Below are 17,509 nucleotides of genomic sequence, written 5' to 3' on the forward strand. Positions count from 1 at the left end.
AAGTAGAATAAAAAAGCAGTACCACCGCTATAAAAGTGTTGGTACTGCCATATTGAATGACAAGTGTTTTGTTAATTAGAACGTACTTGCTACTTTAACAGCCGTTTCAAGCCCTGCAGCAATAATTTCTTCTGCTTTATCAGGGAATTGGTTGTGACCTTCAATCACTACTTTCTCCATATCTTTTACACCGAAGAAGTTCATCATACTTGCTACATATTTAACAGCCATTTCCATTTCAGCTTTTGGTCCTTCAGAATATACACCGCCACTTGCGTTTAATAGTGCAATTTTCTTATCCCCGATAAGACCTACCGGACCTTCTGGCGTATATTTAAATGTTTTGCCCGCGCGGTTTAAGTAATCAATATATGTGTGTAGTACAGCTGGGATTGTTAAGTTCCATAACGGGAAACCAAATACAACTTTATCAGCTGCAAGGAATTGATCTAAATATTTATCAGCCACAGCCACAGCTTTTGCTTCTTCTGCTGTTAAATCAAGTCCTCTACTAACCTTAAATGTACCGTTAATCATATCTACTCCTACATATGGCAATTCTTCATTGTATAAATCAAGCTCTACCACTGTATCGTTTGGATGTGATTCTTTATAGCTCGCTAAAAAAGCCTCATATAATTTCACACTAACCGCCTGATCTGCTGGACGATTGTTTGCTCTTACAAATAAAACTGTTGTCATTCTCTTTTCCTCCTGTTACTCACTCTTACGTTGTTCTATATTTACACATTAAAAATGGGTATCCCATTTCTTTTATAACAAAAACAACATAGTCAACCCAATTGACTATGTTATGCATAGTACAATAAAATTCAAATAAAGTCAACTTAATTGACCTTATTTGAGGAGGTTCTATAAATGATGTAACGAGTTGTTCCATTGCCATATTCTCTAATACTTGCTCCATCGCTTCTTGTGCAACAACCTTTAAAACAATTTGTATATTTGCTCTTATAGGACGGCCTTTCATGGAAATGAAACAACTTTTCCTCTTCTACAACATCCACCGCTCAGTACACGTCTAATAAAGTATCTACACTGTTTTTTTAAAGCTATACTCCATTTCTCCGGCTAGTGCTTCAGGAGTATCACCAGTTTCTCTGAAATCATGTGTATAAATCTGTTCAAACGGCCCAAAATTTACTTGCTTATAAAATTCAAAACAAGGAAATCCATCATGTGTACCTTGAATATCGACAGTACCATCTTTTTTGACATGTACTGTTAATAGGTAGTCAACGGGAGGTGCATATACATTTAATGGGTTGCTAGCACTTGCACCCATTTGAAATTTGACGTCATCAGAACCCCATACAATATCAGTGCACAAAATACCTTCTGTACTCGCTTTTCCTGTTCTTTTATTAACGGAACCATCTGAAGTTGTGACTCTTTCTGTTGTTATGCCAGTATTCGCATATGTGAAAATTTCTTTTTTGTAAAAATCTACAACTACTTCTTGTTCCACTCTGGAACGCATAGCGTTTACAGCATAAGGTGTAAATTCACGTGAATCACCTTCGAATTGAATTACGTTTCCTGTTTGAATATCCTTCCTAGGTTCAGTCCAAGACATTGGAATAAATACACTTGCTCTAATTTTAACGATATTAGTCATGAGACACACCTCTGTAATTCTAATTTTATTTTGGGTAATACATAACATTGAACCCCCCGCAAAACAGGCCGCAATTTCTTTCGCATAATCAATTGCTGCTTCTTATTTAAATAGCGATATCTTTTGATTCATATTTATCCCGCTATTCGTGGGCAGTAAGACCCCCACCTCAAGATTCAGAGAGAAGCGTTGTCCAGCTCTAGCGGCTAGAATCTCCGGTCGTTTCGCCCCCTCTGACGAGGCAAAAAGCGCCTCTTTGTCAGGGGCGTGGGCGTCCTGCGTTTCTGAGCGAGCCGCTTCCGCTTTTCTAAAGAAGATAGGTGGGGGATGAAGAAAACCTCCACTGACGGAAGTTTCACTTTATATCTATATTGTCGTTTTAAAACTGTATTCCATTTCTCCAGCTAGCGCTTCGGGAATATCACCAGTTTCTCTGAAATCATGTATATATATGAATTCAAATGGACCAAAATCTGTTTGTTTATAAAATTCATAGCAAGGGAACCCATCATAATTTATTCATTTTTATTTCGGTGAATCCTGTTTCTTTCATTATCGCAATATAGTCAATTTGATTGACTATATTGCGTATAGTACAATGGAATTCAAATAAAGTCAACTTAATTGACTTTATTCAAGGAGGTTTTAAGTATGAATCATCAAGTATTTAGTAAATTGGATCTTACATCACTTTTGTCATTATCCTTTAGTACTTTGATTGATGAACTAAATGACAGAATGAGTGAATTAGGGTTTGGAGATATTAGACCTGCACATGGTTTTATGTTTAAACGTATCACCCCTAATGGAGCGACAGGTATAGAACTAGCTGAATACTTAGGAATTACAAAGCAAGCTGTGAGTAAAATGGTGGATCATCTTGAGAAAAGTGGTTATGTAATGCGTCAAACTCATCCCACTGATAAGAGAGGAAAAATTATTGTTTTGACCGAACGAGGTTGGTTAGCGGTGAAAACAAAAGATGAGATACTAACTGAGATTGAAGGGCGCTGGATTGAAAAGATCGGTGCTGAACGAATGCAAATGCTCAAAGAAGATTTAACAAAATTAGTTTATGAAGCAAATGAGGGCAAATTATCATCAAGCTTAAAACCTGTCTGGTAAATAAAGCGTTTATAAAAGAAAAAAATAATCCCCCAAAACCAATTTTTAATTTGATGGCGATGGCTTAAATTTTGTACACTAAGCAAATGAAAAAGAAAAGCTGATTTCCTCTAAACTAAGGAAGATCAGCTTTTCTTTTTTTCTGAGCAGCTAATACATTCTTATACAAATATTTTCAATTAAAGCTCCTTCATTTGCTTTGTAAGTTCTTTGAATCTTTTATCAAGTTCCATGTATTCTTCATCTTTAAGAGTTAAAAAGCTGAGTTTTCCTAAAACTTCTTGTCTCTCTGTTTCAAGCTTTAAACGTAATTCAGCGAGGCTATCTCTTTTTTGAGATGGTTCCTTCAATTGCTTTTGGATGCTATTGTTTGAAAACACGAGTCTGCTGTTAGCTGTTTTTTCAAGGAAGTACCGATCATGCGAAACAATAAGCAAGGTACCATTATATTGCGCTAATGTATTTTCAAGCTGTTCGCGTGAAGGTAAGTCAAGATGATTTGTCGGTTCATCTAAAATAAGTACATCTTTTTCATCTAAAATGTACGCCATGAGCTTACACTTTACACGCTCACCCATACTCATGTGCTTGATCGGCTCTTTCCATTGAGAAGATGTAAAGCCTAAATGCTTCATTACATTTTGTACTTTTCCTCTTTCTTCAAAAGTCTCTTTATAAAATAATTGTTCTGGTGTTTTTTCAAGTGGTAAATCAAATACTTCTTGTGTTAAATAACCAATGTTTGCAGATGGTGAAATCCATACTTCTCCTTCAACTGTTTCCTGTCCCATAATCATCTTCAATAATGTTGTTTTCCCGCAACCATTAGGACCAACTATTGCAATTTTTTCACCATGTTGAATTGTAAAATTAACTTTCTCAAATAATGTTCTTCCCTTAAAACATTTTTTTAATTGTTTCACTTCTAAAAAACGCTTTCCTACCTTTTTATTTGCTTGAATGGAAAACTCTACAGTTGGGTCTGGCTTAACACGCTCTATTTTCGTTTTTTCAAGCTCTTTTTCCAGACGTTTTTGTTTTGACTTAACTTGCGCATCCGTTCGCTTTGCCTTAACACGATAGTATTCTTTAAATCCCTCTTTTTTTGTTGACTGTGCATGTGCTTTTTGCGACCATGATGTTAATTCTTTTATTTGTGATTGTATACGTTCAATGTTTTTTTGTTGCTTTTCATATTTGCGTTGCTGAGTGAGCCTTTTTTGTTCTCGAGCTTTCATATAACTCGTATAATTCCCTTTATGCTCAATTAGTTTTCTATCTTCTATCGACCAAATCTTCGTTGCAACAGCATCTAAGAAATAACGATCATGTGATACGACAATGATTGTTCCACTATAGCTTTTTATCTGTTCAATAAGAAGTTCTGTACTATTTTCATCTAAATGATTTGTCGGTTCATCTAGCATTAAAAGAGTTGGATTTTGCGCAAATCCTTTCGCAAGCCGGATTTTAAGTTTTTCTCCACCACTTAACGTATGAAAATCGTTTGTTGGTACGCTCCACTTTGCAAGAAGTTCCGCTTCTACTGTTGTTACTTCTTTAGATGTAAATGCCTCTTTTTCTTGTTCAACATATGCCATCGTTACGTTCGTCTGTTGCCATTCTAGTTGCCCCTTTGTTGGTCCTATTTTTCCATTTATCAACTGTAACAAGGTGGATTTTCCAGCACCATTTTTTCCAATTACTCCGATGATATCTCCCTGTTTCACTGTAGCATTTATTTGTTCTAACAAGGTATTTTCCATGATTTCTACATAAACATCTTTTAATTTTAAAAGTTCCTTCATACTATCCATCCCTTTCTATAAAAGGAGAACAAAAAATCCTCCCAATTATATTTGGCAGGATTAGTCGTTATATGATTTATACCCAAATAAGCTATTGTATGAAATAGCAATACGTTCTTATAGAAAATGGGCAGACTAATCCTATTTTTTGTAAATTGAAATATCCAATTTCAACATTTAAAAATAAGATTAGTTAATCATCGTCCACCCATCATCCTCTCTGGAATTAATATCCATATTGTATCATAGTGATACTGTATTCGTAAACGAGATGATTTGATTCAGCAACAGTCACCAATAAAACAGAATTTATTTATGATGAATTAAAACAGGGGGATTTATATGTATATTGATATTTTATTTCTCAACTCTTTTTAAAAGGTTTCTTCGTTAGTTTGTGGAAGAATTTACAATATCAAATTTTTGATAGTATATAAAAATGATCCGAGTTTAATAAAATTTATTTCCGATTAACATAAATAACCTATTAAAAAAATAAAACAAAGGAATCTCTTAATTATATAAAATGTACGCGGTATCACCAAAACAATAGTAAGGAGAGGTTTGTATGAAATTTAAGAAAAAAATTATGTACACAACATTATTTTTTGGCATTTTGGTCACTCAAAATACACTAGACAATACAATTGCTTTAGCATCAACAATAGATAACTATCAAAAAAACCAAGATGAATTAGTGACTAATAATTTAGCAGAAAATCAACAACTTAATATAAAAAATGCATTAGATTATGCGAATAACTGGTGGAATAAGAGGAATCCTGAGTATGCAAAATGGGATCCAAACGATTGTATGAATTATGTCTCTCAAATTCTAAAAGCTGGCGGAATAAAAGAAACACTTCCATCAACTATACCACCTTCAGGAATTGATACAAATAAAAATTACTGGTACAGCAAAAAACAAGGATATAATATTTTTACTGAATCTAGTACATGGATAAACGTCGAAGATTTTTATACTTTTTGGAGTAAAACTCAAAAAGTAATTACACCAGATAAATTAAATATTATGAGAGATATTGAAGTTGGAGATGTTATACAACTTCAAAAAAAATCAGGCGGAAGTTACTATCATGCAATGTTTGTAGTAAAAAAGGATGCAGAAACTGTTTATTTAACAGGACATACTAACGATAGAGAAGCTTTAGATATTAGAAATATACAAGGAGATAATTTTCGAGTAATTAAATTTTCTAGTTAAGAATCACCATCTTTACAGTAAAAACCCAACTCTATCAAACCCAATTAATATGTAGATCTAGAAAACAAGAAAAGACATCCTTTTGGATGTCTTTTCTTATTTAACATTAACATAAACACACTTATCACAAATAGTAGAAATGGTATAAATCTCTTTAAACATTTATTAACAATTTAAAAGATTTAGAATATAAAGTAGTATAATACCTCAAAATATTAAATAAACAGTTTAGGAGTGTTATATTATGTCTTTTGGAATTGATGTCAGTCACCATGAAGGGACAATTGATTGGAATCAAGTAAAGAATGATCCTAACCAAGTAAACTTTATGATTACAAAAGTAACAGAGGGTTCTGAGCAAGGTACCAATTATGTAGATCCAACCTTTCAATACAACATCAATGGCGCTAATAATGTTGGCATCCTGACAGGGGCTTACCACTTTTTTCGAGCAATTTCTGTTAATGATGCGAAACAAGAGGCTGCTTTCTTCATTAAAAATTTACAGAGCGTCACATTAACTGCCCCTGTATTTGTCGATGTAGAAGTCAATGATAGAAATTTAGATCCGGATACATTAACAGATGCTGTGAATGCATTTTTAACAGAATTAAAAAATGCAGGGTATACTAGTACCGGAGTTTATAGCAATTTATATTTCTTCCAGAATAGTCTAAACCCTTCACGTTTACAAAATACTTTATTGTGGGTCGCACGTTATAATACAAGGGGTCCAGGAATGGATTGTGATATTTGGCAATACACAGATACCGGAAGTGTACAAGGCATTAACGGGAATGTCGATTGTAATATAGCCTATGTAGATTTGAATATTAATAACAATAATAATGGACCTAACAGCTCCTTTATAGGAGTTGCTACAATCGCAGGTGATAATGTGAATGTAAGAGATCAACCTTCTACAAGCGGCAATGTCATTGGGACATTACATCGTAATGAGTCTTATAAAGTATTTTACGAACAAAATGGATGGTTAAACTTAGGGGGAAATGAATTTATTTATTATGATCCTAGTTATATTTGTTATTGCAACTATATAGGTGTTGCTACGATTACAGGTGATAATGTGAATTTAAGAGATCAACCTTCTACAAGCGGCAATGTGATTCGAACATTACATCACAATGAATCCTATAAAGTATATTACGAACAAAATGGATGGTTAAATTTAGGAGGAAACCAATTTATTTACTATGACTCTAGTTATATAAATTATGAATTACTTTCTTCATGTTCCGATTGTTAAAAAGCGGACAAACTCTATATAGTATACGATTAGGGCAGCCGAGATATGTGTATCTCTCCGCTGCCCTTACTTTTCTTTCTATTAATAGCATCCCGATAGAACTTCTAGTATCGATACAAATTTGTCTAAACTTTATGGCAATGAGCTGAACCCCATACTCGCTGCTTAATTGTTTTACAGGTTGTCCCAAACAATATAACTCAACCATCATTTAAACTCTTCATTAAATTTCTTGTTTGTCTTACGAGCACTTCCTCCTTGAAATCCATTGTAAGTACTTAACTAAGTCGTGTCTATATGACTATATTAACTCCACTAAATTATTGAAACTCTTAATAACTTGTTAGTTGAGACTTAACTTTTCCATCTACCTCTTCTAGCTTTTTCTTTGATTCTAATCTCCCTTTTACTACTAATCTTGTTTCCCCTTTACTGTCATAACAACTTATCAATGTTACTTCATTTAACCCATTCTTATCATTCATTACATGTGTTTCCTTTGGAGAAATAACATCTTTTGAAGTTGTTTTATACGTATATACATACTCCTTATCTGTTAAATATATTAAATCTCCTTTACCCATATTTCTTGTAGGTGTAAATAATAGCTCTTTATTTCTCATACTATGACTACCAAGTACATAGTTTCCTACACCCATCGTCATATTCGGTTTTAAAGTACCTGCACCTAGCATCATTGTCTCATAATTTGTACCGTATAAAATAGGGAGTTTAATATGTACATTCGGAATGTAAATCAACCCGATAATCATGTTTTTATCTAATTTACCTTTTACAGAATTAAAATCAAACTCGTCTACGCTTTGTACACTATCGTAATCAAAAGCATTTACCTTTTTACTTGAATTGTATACGTTCTCTTTTATCTCATTTGTAGTTACTTTGTTATAGTTTTCTTCATACGATTTTTCTAATTGTTTAGGGATTACATAATAATTAAAAAGAGGTTGGTACACAATTAAACCAATCCCAGTTACAAAAATTAATCCGATTAACACATATAAGAATTTATTTTTCATATTAAACCTCCTAGTCTCCTATTAAAATATACTAAACATTTTAATATCTGCTGTTCTCAATATGGTTCAACTGTAATAAAGAAACCTTCATACTTATGCATGAAGGTTTCTTTATTACCATATTAAGAATTCTTCCTACGTCTTACAATAAAGAACGAAAATAATGCTCCTAATACTAACAATGTACCAATTAGAGTAACTGTTGAATTATTAGTTTGATTCATCTTAGGAATTTCTTTTTGCGGTTGCTTAGGTTCCTCTTTAGTTGATTCCCCTTTAGTTGGTTCCTCTTTAGTTGGTTCCTCTTTAGTTGATTCCCCTTTAGTTGGTTCCTCTTTAGTTGGTTCCTCTTTAGTTGGTTCCTCTTTAGTTGGTTCCTCTTTAGTTGGTTCCTCTTTAGTTGGTTCCCCTTTAGTTGGTTCCCCTTTAGTTGGTTCCTCTTTAGTTGATTCCTCTTTAGTTGGTTCTTCTTTAGTAGGAATTACCGTTACAACATTAGAATCTTCCGAAGGGTTATCGTTTAATCGAATAGTTGCTTTGCTACTTATAATTTCAATAGGTGCGTTTTCGTTAATCTTGGATGTAACTACAACTTTAATCTCTTTACCTTTGATAACTTCTAATTGCTCACGAGTTAATTTTAATGTTACCAACTGTTTATTAACATTAGCTTTTAATTCTGATTCTTTTCCATCAACAAGTACTTTTGTACCTACAATTGTTAAATTGTTATCTAATGTATCAGAAAGAGTTAAAGACTCATATCCCTTTAAGTTTTCTGGTACTACTGTTTTTAAATTGTAATTAAACTCTTTACCTTTTGCAATTTCTAAATGGTCTTTACCCTCAACATCTTTTGTTACTTTAGGAGTTACAGGTACAAAAACCTTAAACGATACATCATTAGCAAAAGCTAAATTTTCTCCTGTGTCTGACTGTAATGTTGCACTTAGGGTTACTGTATGACCGTTAGATGCATCGTCATGAAAATTAAACTTGACAGGAATCGTTACTTTAGTATCATTAGGTACTTTTGATAGTGAAATAACCGCTACCCTTTTACCATTTTCTACAAAACCTTTTACGTCACTAATATAACCTTGATGTTTTGGAATCTCAATAAGATAAGCCCTAGCATCCTGTAACTCTAATCTAACTTTGTAGTCTAAAGCAACACCGGTATTAGGGTCTCCTTTAGTTGCTACGTTTATATTATAAGTAACTTGTTCACCTCTTTTGAACTCTACTTTTGGAGTTCCATCTGGGTTCTTAATTACATACTCTTGATTAATCTTAGAACCATTTACAGTATCGTTCCCAGCACCTAAAGTGACCATTGGTTGCATAAACGTGGTTAACGAGATAAAAAATACTACAAATAGTGACAATAACTTCTTCTGTTTCAATACGACAACCCCTTTTACTTATTGGAAAAACTTTTACGTTTTATAAAGACGAAGGCGCTTTCAAACCTTATTAAATGAAACTACGCATATAAGTTTTTATTCCCCCTTCTTGCCTAACATACAGTTAACACTAGGTTTGAAATAGTTACTCTATGTAACTATTTCAATACTCTAACTTTATTAAAACACTGAAATAGTTACATAATTTTATTATCTAATGTACCTACGATACGCTATGTCCAAAAGTAGCGTAGGAAACAAGACCAAATACAACAAGCCCAGAAAATAGGCATCCAAAGATTCCTCCGATTAAGCCAGTTACAAACTCTACGGTACGATTCAATATTCAGGTTAATCCTTTTTTACCCATATTAACCATTTTTTATGATAGCAAAATATTGTAAATTAATCTATTAAAATATTTATTGTCAATGATTTTCAATATAAAACATGTATCATTTATGCTACACTTCGTTTCTAACCATACTGATCTGTACTGCATTCTCTTATTCTATGTATGCTATATTTCTATTCTTCTTTCCGCCATTATCATTCCCAACGTAATTATCTATCTAAATCAAAAGAAACATGAAGAAGATGAGCCCTGTTTACTATAGAACTCATCTTCTTCATGTTTCATATACTGGCTATTCAATTCATAAATAGTATCTACAATTCAGGTTCCTTTTATCCTTCATTTAACTTCGCAAAAATCCACCTTCTGAGTTAATCACTTGACCCGTGATCCACTTCGCATCGTCACTAGCGAGAAATGCTACGATGTGTGCTGCATCTTCTACCATGCCAATGCGTCCCATTAAAAATTTAGGTAAAAGGTATTTTCTTATTTCATCTGTCATCCACGTTGAATCTGTTGGTCCTGGGTTTACAGCGTTAACCGTAATTCCTAAAGGAGCAAGTTCTGCTGATAAAGACTTAGTAAAAGCTACAATTGCTCCTTTTGTTGCAGCATAGGCTAATTCCATAGGCATTGGCCCTAATTCTTGTCCGGATGTCATATTAATAATTCTTCCTGCACCTATATTCGATGTCTCAAAACGACGAGCAAATTCCGTACAAAGAAGAAACGTTGATCTCATATTAACTGCATAATGGTTATCAAGTATATGAGCATCTAACTTTGCATATCCATCTCCTGTTGAATATGCTGCGTTATTAACTAAAATCGAAAGAGGACCTAACTGCTTTGAAACAGTATCCATTATTTTAAATGCAGCATTTGCATCTGATAAATCAATTTCTAGACTGTCACAACGAACTCCTAATTTCAAAATCTCTTCTCGGAAATCCTCCGGCCAACTAGCCTCAGAATTCCAATGTGTAAAGAAAATATCTATACCTTGAGAAGCCAATTTGCGACATATAGCGGTACCTATCTCTCTAGGACTACTTACCCCTGTTATAAGTGCAACTTTATTTTGTAAATGCGTCATTTTATATTCCCCCTAATAAAGTGAAACTTTAATCAGTGGGGATTTTCTTCATCCCCCACTGATTATTAGTTGAACCAATCGGGCTTTTACGGGCAGTTTATCTCCCACCTAACTTCTTTGTTTTTGCTGAATTTTGAGGTAGGAGTAATTACTGCCCGTTAAAGCGGGATAAATAGGGACACGATGATATGTGTAAGTAGAGATGTATTGTTCTCATAAAGAAAAGCCGATACACACAGGTATCCGCCTAATAAATGGAATGATAACTCCACACCATGCATCCCTTGTATGATTATTGTTTCAATAAATAGACATACTCCCCCCCTTGGATATTTATAGGAAAAGCACTCTATTTATTTCATTTCGTAATCATTACAAGATTTGCCACATGCAGAATCTTAATTCCCCTTTCATTACATCTCTACCATTATTATACTTTTCTTGCTGGTAATAATCAATATATTATGTTTTTACTTCCTTTCTGACTTTATTTTTCAATTTCACTCTGAGAAAACTAAGTTAATGCTGAAAATTAGATTCATAACTATCAAAATCCCTGCCCTATTCTAAACTACTAAAATAGTCAGATCTCCATTCCCTCCCCTTCAAGAAATACAACCTTATGATTCCATTTTTCTCATACTTTTCCTTATTATAATGGTATAGTAAGATAGATGAAAAAGGGAGGAGATTATTATGGCAACGATTGGAATTGACTTAGGAACAACAAATAGTTTAGTAGCCTATTGGTCGGATAACGGCGCATCCCTTATCCCGAATGCACTTGGCGAATATCTTACACCATCGGTCGTCAGCGTTGAAGAGAGCGGTGAAATTTTAGTCGGACGCATTGCTAAAGAGCGACTTATTACCCATCCACACGTTACAGCATCAACGTTTAAACGATTTATGGGAACAGAGAAAAAATACCAATTAGGTACATACAATTTTTCTTCAGAAGAGCTCTCATCTTTTATCATTCAATCTTTAAAACAAGATGCAGAAGCTTATTTAAATGAATCGGTTACAGGTGCTGTTATTAGCGTTCCAGCTTATTTCAACGATGCTCAGCGCAAGGCTACGAAACGGGCTGCTGAAATTGCGGGATTAAAAGTTGAACGACTTATTAGTGAACCAACGGCAGCTGCCATCGCTTACGGGCTGTACCAGGAAGCTGCAGAAACAAAGTTTCTTGTATTTGATTTAGGCGGCGGTACATTCGACGTGTCCATTTTGGAATTATTTGAAGAAGTGATGGATGTTAAATCAATTGCCGGCGATAATTATCTTGGGGGCGAAGACTTCACAAAAAGCCTAATGACCTTTTTCTTAGAGTCACACCAACTTGATCCTGATTCACTTGATTCAAAAACCTTATCGTTAATTTATACACAAGCAGAACGTTGTAAGCTCACATTATGTGATGGGCTCACAGCGGATATGAAAGTCGCTATCAATAATAAAACATATGAAACTCATATTAACAGAAGCGAATTTGAAAAATTGGTAACTCCGCTTCTCTTACGCCTTCGCTATCCTATTGAACGCGCACTTCGTGATGCATCGCTAAATCCTAATGATTTAGATGCTGTCATTCTAATTGGCGGTGCGACAAGAATGCCGCTTATCAGATCCGTCATTTCTAAAATGTTCGGACGTATGCCTTATGCGAATATTAATCCTGATGAAACGGTTGCTTTAGGCGCTGCGATTCAGGTTGCCTTAAAAGAACGGAACAAAGCGTTAGAAGAAGTCATCTTAACTGATGTTTGTCCATATACGTTAGGAACAGATGTTGTTCAAGAACTTAGAGACGGTACAAAAGAGTCCGGATATTTCTTCCCTATTATCGAGAGAAATACACCGATTCCTGTAAGCAGAGTTGAACGACTTTATACCGTCAATGATAGACAGCAATCGCTACTTGTTGATGTTTATCAGGGAGAACATCGTCTAGTAAAAAACAACTTGAAACTTGGTGAACTCAAAATCAAAATCCCTCCCGCTCCTGCTGGGAAGGAGTCTGTTGATGTACGTTATACATACGATATTAATGGTATTCTCGAAGTCGAAGTGATAAGTACAACAACTGGAGAGAAAAAAAGAGCCGTTATTCAACAAAATGCCGGAAACCTTACGGAAAAAGAGATCGAAGCCAGACTTTTGGAATTGAAAGAAATTAAAATTCATCCACGAGACCGGTCCGAAAACCGATTACTGCTCGCAAAAGGCGAGCGGCTCTATGAAGAGTTACTCGGTGACGAACGCCAAAAAGTCGCTACCTTGTTACAACAATTTGAAAGTGTGCTCACAACGCAAGATGATAAAAAGGTGAAAGAAGCTGCTCGTGTATTAAAAGAGCATTTAGAGAATATAGAAAGGTGGATCAGTCATTCATGAGCATTTGGGAAACGTTAGAAATTGAGCCTACCGACAATATTGCAGCTATTAAAAAGGCTTATGCAAAACTTCTAAAGATTTATCATCCCGAAGACGATCCTGAAGGATATCAGCGACTGAGAGAAGCATTTGATAAAGCGATAAAAAATGCAAAACAAATGCAGAGCACACCTCCCTCTCAACTAGAAAAAACGGATGAAAACGAAGAGAATTCCTATATCAATCCTGCATTTCCTACATGGATTGATGGGAACGCTGAACTTGCTGCGACTCTCGTTTCAGAGCATCCTGTTCACGTATTTATGGAAAAAATCGAGACGCTGTATGACGATTTCTTTGCACGGATTGAACCGAAAAACTGGGAAGACTTATTAAGTTCCGATGTGATCTGGAACGTAGAACATGCTGCAGCAATTCAAGATAGATTAATAGAGTTTTTAGAATATCATTACCATTTCCCACGCTCAATTTGGGAACTTCTCGACAATGTATTCCACTTTAGTGAACAAGAAGAGGAGTTAGAGTTTGAATACGGTGAAGAAACGGTACAATTTCTTCTAGAGAGAATTAACGGTGCAAAGGAAATGCGTTATGATATTTTCAAGAAAAGTGATGATCTAGATTTTGAAGCGTATTTACATTTACGTGAAGAAGTCCAGCACACACTTATGAATAATAACTTAGAAGCAGCAAAAAGTGCGCTAGATTTTGCATACGAGCTTTATCAAGAAGATCCGGACCTTATACGTATGCAAGGCATTTATTATTTGCGCATCGAAAATAAAGAACGTGCGTTACAATCATTCAATGACATTCTTTTCATTTACCCAGATGACCCAGATGGTTTACTGTATCGCGCCCAGATTTACTATAACCGTGGTCAGTTTGCAGATGCTATCCGGGACTGTGAGCACCTACTTTCGATTCAACCGGAGCATATGGACGCACAGTTCTTATTAGTGAAGTATTCGTTCGAATCAGGTGATATAGAAACTGTAGCCACTAGGGCGTTGGATGTGGTAAAGCGTTATCCGGAACGCTTCGAATTTCGTTCATACAGTATTCGAGCTCACACTGAAATTCCAGAGAAGAGACAGAAACAAGAAATAAATATGCAGTTTATTATCGGCTATGCGCTATACTTTTTATTTCTATTTATTAGCCGTACCTGGGTTTATTTGATCTTTATGATTCTTATTGTTTTAACCCCATTACCATCTAAATATGCATTACTTCTCCTACTCCCACTTATTTGGGAAGCATGGAAATTCGTTAGGCTTAAAACATTAGCATAAGGAGGAGACAGAATGCCTATTTTATATAAAAGAAAACGAGAGAAACAGCTCGAACTATATTTCCGCTGTCTGTCTTCCGTTTGTTTGAATTGTGTTTATCTTACAAACTATTTTACCCGATATGAATTCACCCTTATCAGAGACCGCCTTATTGGGAAACGTTTTTTGAAGAACGTGTTATGGACATGGAAGATCGAAAATTCGACGGAGTTAAAAGAGAAAATCATTTGGTTTTTAGAAGAAGGAACACGGCAGGAATTTAATCGTATACGCCATCAATTGACCCCTCTTTCCGAGGCAGCGCGAAAGCAATTATCGAAAGACCATCCTGACTATGAAAAACTTTATATTGCTAATTACGGATTACATATTTTGACGGATTCCGGAATTGCAGCGTTTGATTATGCATGGTGTATCTGTTTATGTCGGGTCGGTAGAAGGCTCGGTTATTTATCAAAACAGGAAGCAAAGAACTTTATGATACAGGCTGCAGGACTTTCACAACATTCTTATTCAGATTGGCACGAGTATTTTAACGCCTTTCGTATCGGCAGCCACTTTAACGCAAATGATATAGAATTCATAAATAAAGATAAGTATAATATTAATTACGTATCGCACTTGTTTAATTATAAAAAAACTCTATTGAGTGCTGTTCCATGGGAAAATAATCTACTTAAAGATTTAAGTTAAATCATACTATGATTCTTAACCAATTTGATAAAAAGTCCTGGGAACTATGATTTCCAGGACTTTTTTATCAATGATTTTCATCTGTGTATCTTTAGTTAAAATCTCTAGTTTTTCTCGTTTCATTATGAATGCATTTCACTACTTCTATCTTTAATTTAAATTAAAAATACGATTTTTTATAGAATCGATTTCATTTGTAGTCAACATTTGAGAAATATAAATGACAGGTGCCCTTGTATCTGATAATTGACAATTACTAATAATAAAATCATATTTAATATTATAGTTTGGTATCCTATCTATATTTACATTTTCCCCTAAGCTTTGTTTTAACTTCCTATAAATAAGATTTTTTTCAACGGTTGTCCCAGAAAATACAAGTACAATGTTTATTTCATTACAAATTGAGTTAAGAATCGCTGTTGCATGAGAGGCAATATATTTTATTTCATCTTTCGTAAATTTTTTCTCATTATATGTTTCATTCCAATTAGAAATTAAGGAGAGATTCTCCTTATAATTTCGCAATAATACACTATCTAAAGAATTTATTGGATCAAAAACATGACGAATTGAAAAATGAAGTTCTCTTAAAATACACACCATATAAAAATACGGAATTACTTCAGCTTTCAATTTTCCCTTCAATTCATTCGGTAATTGATTGTATATTAAAAGGGTAGTAATAAGATTAATGAATTTTTTATAAACCTCCTGATCACATTCACTTACATATTCAAGCATTGCCTTTCCCTGTGAACTTGTACTTATTAATCCGAAAAATAAAAATAAATTCAGTGCATCTTTTTCGTATTTTGGAAATTTGATCTTATAATAATTCTCAATTTCTATAATCATTTCATTAAGACAAGTTGCTTGCTTACGGCTGTATATAGGCTTGAATTTTATTTCTTTCATTACACAATGTTTATTATAAAATCGATTTATAAAAACAAAAACAATACTGCGTAACAATAAGATATCCATGTGAACTTCGTTACGATAGAGAATAGATAAAAGTTTTTTTCTTAACTCAATAGGTAAGACAGATTGATCTGAAAATTGTTGTGTAAAGTAAAAGAAACAAATATAGTAATATCTTATATTCATTTCATCTCCTTCTAGTTGAAGATTCCTGAATTTAATATTTAACCTACTTTCATTTAAAATTCTATTATAATCTTTTAAATGGTTTCTCAAAGTTAACTTATTCATATATAAAATTTGTGACCATTTTTCTAATGTGTAATACTTATTATGAAATATTTCTAACATAACTTTATAAAGTACACTTTCTGTCAAATAAGAATGAATCACAGGTAATACAGACTCTTCCACCGGTTTATTTAAAATGTATCCTCTCGTTTTAACACTAATAATTTTCCAATTCCCTGGCAATTTCTTTCTTAATTGAGAAATATCATTCATGATTGTTCGTGTCGAACACTGTAGCTGATCTGCAAAATTTTGAGAAGATACTAATTTTGGTTCACGATTTAAAGCCTCCAGTATAAAAATTTGTCGTTTTATTGCTTTATCATCTATTAAACTATAAATAAAATTACGCATTAATCTGTTACCTTCCCTCAAAACTATCAAGACTTTAAAGCTATATAAATACAAATTGAAAAACGAAGTCAAAATCCCTTTCTTTTTAGGAGAGGACGAAAGCATCTGGCCTTCCATAGCAGCGACCTATATGTCGAAAAATTAAAATGGATTTATATAATTAGAATTCTCTCTATATATTACTATTGTTTATTGTTAATTAAAGATAGATATTAGAATTTATTATAAACTATTGATAATTTTACCATAATAATAGAATGACCTCTAATATATATAAGTTAAAAAACAACATAAAAACCCCTTTCTTTTAAGAAGGGACGAGAGCATCTGGCCGTGCATAGAAGCGGTCAGGGTCTTTTCCTGCCACATGCAAGGTTTAAACAAAAAGCAAGCGAGTACAGCTCATGTTGTATTCTGCATAGCAGCAACTTATATGTCAAAAACTTAAAATGGGTTTATATAGTTTAATTCCATGCTTCTCATTATCTCTATTAGTAATTTTGATAACCTTTTGTACACTTTCGAGTACCATTGAGAATCTATCGTAAAAAAATACGCACTATAAAAACTGTAGCCACAAATAAAGTC

At 33.9% G+C, this 17,509-nt stretch carries 14 protein-coding genes and 1 pseudogene; 6 read left to right on the forward strand and 9 right to left on the reverse strand.

Annotated features, from left to right (window positions below; all coding sequences use genetic code 11):
• Positions 1-75 precede the first annotated feature (75 nt).
• The 4 genes and pseudogenes from ACIGHG_RS03135 to ACIGHG_RS03150 all read right to left on the reverse strand — a co-directional run.
• Positions 76-702: an FMN-dependent NADH-azoreductase gene (locus ACIGHG_RS03135; protein WP_336472333.1), complete on the reverse strand. Its 627-nt coding sequence runs from the start codon at positions 700-702 to the stop codon at positions 76-78.
• Between the two features lie 25 nt (positions 703-727).
• A complete protein-coding gene (locus ACIGHG_RS03140) occupies positions 728-991 on the reverse strand; it encodes a hypothetical protein (protein ID WP_336472334.1) in 264 nt (87 codons plus the stop codon).
• 63 nt (positions 992-1,054) lie between these two features.
• Complete coding sequence (locus ACIGHG_RS03145) at positions 1,055-1,639, reverse strand: DUF3238 domain-containing protein (protein ID WP_090918324.1); 585 nt, start codon at positions 1,637-1,639, stop codon at positions 1,055-1,057.
• Between the two features lie 366 nt (positions 1,640-2,005).
• Positions 2,006-2,152 (reverse strand): annotated as a pseudogene (locus ACIGHG_RS03150) (DUF3238 domain-containing protein); the annotation flags it as partial.
• 138 nt (positions 2,153-2,290) lie between these two features.
• On the opposite strand from ACIGHG_RS03150, the gene ACIGHG_RS03155 reads away from it, so the two are divergent.
• On the forward strand, positions 2,291-2,764 hold the full coding sequence (locus ACIGHG_RS03155; protein WP_336472335.1) for a MarR family winged helix-turn-helix transcriptional regulator: 474 nt from the start codon (positions 2,291-2,293) through the stop codon (positions 2,762-2,764).
• A 179-nt stretch (positions 2,765-2,943) separates the two neighbouring features.
• On the opposite strand, the gene abc-f is transcribed toward ACIGHG_RS03155, so the two are convergent.
• Positions 2,944-4,572, reverse strand: coding sequence for a ribosomal protection-like ABC-F family protein (gene abc-f, locus ACIGHG_RS03160; RefSeq protein ID WP_396547133.1), 1,629 nt, complete (start codon positions 4,570-4,572; stop codon positions 2,944-2,946).
• A gap of 568 nt (positions 4,573-5,140) precedes the next feature.
• Between abc-f and ACIGHG_RS03165 the strand changes: the two genes are divergently transcribed.
• Complete coding sequence (locus ACIGHG_RS03165) at positions 5,141-5,797, forward strand: amidase domain-containing protein (protein WP_336472337.1); 657 nt, start codon at positions 5,141-5,143, stop codon at positions 5,795-5,797.
• Between the two features lie 244 nt (positions 5,798-6,041).
• The gene (locus ACIGHG_RS03170) at positions 6,042-7,064 is read left to right on the forward strand and encodes a GH25 family lysozyme (protein ID WP_336472338.1); all 1,023 of its coding nucleotides are present in this window, start codon (positions 6,042-6,044) and stop codon (positions 7,062-7,064) included.
• 332 nt (positions 7,065-7,396) lie between these two features.
• On the opposite strand, the gene ACIGHG_RS03175 is transcribed toward ACIGHG_RS03170, so the two are convergent.
• The 3 genes from ACIGHG_RS03175 to ACIGHG_RS03185 all read right to left on the reverse strand — a co-directional run bounded on the left by ACIGHG_RS03175 (position 7,397) and on the right by ACIGHG_RS03185 (position 10,964).
• The gene (locus ACIGHG_RS03175; RefSeq protein WP_396547135.1) at positions 7,397-8,104 is read right to left on the reverse strand and encodes a class A sortase; all 708 of its coding nucleotides are present in this window, start codon (positions 8,102-8,104) and stop codon (positions 7,397-7,399) included.
• A gap of 122 nt (positions 8,105-8,226) precedes the next feature.
• Positions 8,227-9,510: an isopeptide-forming domain-containing fimbrial protein gene (locus ACIGHG_RS03180; protein ID WP_396547137.1), complete on the reverse strand. Its 1,284-nt coding sequence runs from the start codon at positions 9,508-9,510 to the stop codon at positions 8,227-8,229.
• A 698-nt stretch (positions 9,511-10,208) separates the two neighbouring features.
• A complete protein-coding gene (locus ACIGHG_RS03185) occupies positions 10,209-10,964 on the reverse strand; it encodes an SDR family oxidoreductase (protein WP_336472341.1) in 756 nt (251 codons plus the stop codon).
• Positions 10,965-11,660: 696 nt separating this feature from the next.
• On the opposite strand from ACIGHG_RS03185, the gene ACIGHG_RS03190 reads away from it, so the two are divergent.
• The 3 genes from ACIGHG_RS03190 to ACIGHG_RS03200 are packed head-to-tail and all read left to right on the forward strand — an operon-like array spanning position 11,661 to position 15,352.
• A complete protein-coding gene (locus ACIGHG_RS03190) occupies positions 11,661-13,364 on the forward strand; it encodes a molecular chaperone HscC (protein ID WP_396547139.1) in 1,704 nt (567 codons plus the stop codon).
• Positions 13,361-14,659 carry a J domain-containing protein gene (locus ACIGHG_RS03195; RefSeq protein WP_396547141.1) on the forward strand — a complete coding sequence of 433 codons (1,299 nt, stop codon included), beginning with the start codon at positions 13,361-13,363 and terminating at the stop codon, positions 14,657-14,659. Before ACIGHG_RS03190 ends, ACIGHG_RS03195 begins: the two co-directional genes overlap by 4 nt.
• A gap of 12 nt (positions 14,660-14,671) precedes the next feature.
• Positions 14,672-15,352: a DUF1266 domain-containing protein gene (locus ACIGHG_RS03200; RefSeq protein ID WP_336472344.1), complete on the forward strand. Its 681-nt coding sequence runs from the start codon at positions 14,672-14,674 to the stop codon at positions 15,350-15,352.
• Positions 15,353-15,502: 150 nt separating this feature from the next.
• On the opposite strand, the gene ACIGHG_RS03205 is transcribed toward ACIGHG_RS03200, so the two are convergent.
• Positions 15,503-16,921 (reverse strand): AcpB/EbpR/MafR family transcriptional regulator, encoded by a 1,419-nt coding sequence (locus tag ACIGHG_RS03205; protein ID WP_336472345.1) that lies wholly within the window; start codon positions 16,919-16,921, stop codon positions 15,503-15,505.
• Positions 16,922-17,509: the final 588 nt, after the last annotated feature.

This window comes from Bacillus sp. NPDC077411, assembly GCF_044543425.1.
Lineage (GTDB): Bacteria > Bacillota > Bacilli > Bacillales > Bacillaceae_G > Bacillus_A > Bacillus_A bruguierae.

Coding starts and splice junctions, on each gene's coding strand:
- abc-f (WP_396547133.1), bottom strand. CDS start 4,572: ATGAAGGAACTTTTAAAATTAAAAGATGTTTATGTAGAAATCATGGAA.
- ACIGHG_RS03145 (WP_090918324.1), bottom strand. CDS start 1,639: ATGACTAATATCGTTAAAATTAGAGCAAGTGTATTTATTCCAATGTCT.
- ACIGHG_RS03185 (WP_336472341.1), bottom strand. CDS start 10,964: ATGACGCATTTACAAAATAAAGTTGCACTTATAACAGGGGTAAGTAGT.
- ACIGHG_RS03170 (WP_336472338.1), top strand. CDS start 6,042: ATGTCTTTTGGAATTGATGTCAGTCACCATGAAGGGACAATTGATTGG.
- ACIGHG_RS03175 (WP_396547135.1), bottom strand. CDS start 8,104: ATGAAAAATAAATTCTTATATGTGTTAATCGGATTAATTTTTGTAACT.
- ACIGHG_RS03135 (WP_336472333.1), bottom strand. CDS start 702: ATGACAACAGTTTTATTTGTAAGAGCAAACAATCGTCCAGCAGATCAG.
- ACIGHG_RS03165 (WP_336472337.1), top strand. CDS start 5,141: ATGAAATTTAAGAAAAAAATTATGTACACAACATTATTTTTTGGCATT.
- ACIGHG_RS03205 (WP_336472345.1), bottom strand. CDS start 16,921: ATGCGTAATTTTATTTATAGTTTAATAGATGATAAAGCAATAAAACGA.
- ACIGHG_RS03190 (WP_396547139.1), top strand. CDS start 11,661: ATGGCAACGATTGGAATTGACTTAGGAACAACAAATAGTTTAGTAGCC.
- ACIGHG_RS03195 (WP_396547141.1), top strand. CDS start 13,361: ATGAGCATTTGGGAAACGTTAGAAATTGAGCCTACCGACAATATTGCA.
- ACIGHG_RS03200 (WP_336472344.1), top strand. CDS start 14,672: ATGCCTATTTTATATAAAAGAAAACGAGAGAAACAGCTCGAACTATAT.
- ACIGHG_RS03140 (WP_336472334.1), bottom strand. CDS start 991: ATGAAAGGCCGTCCTATAAGAGCAAATATACAAATTGTTTTAAAGGTT.
- ACIGHG_RS03155 (WP_336472335.1), top strand. CDS start 2,291: ATGAATCATCAAGTATTTAGTAAATTGGATCTTACATCACTTTTGTCA.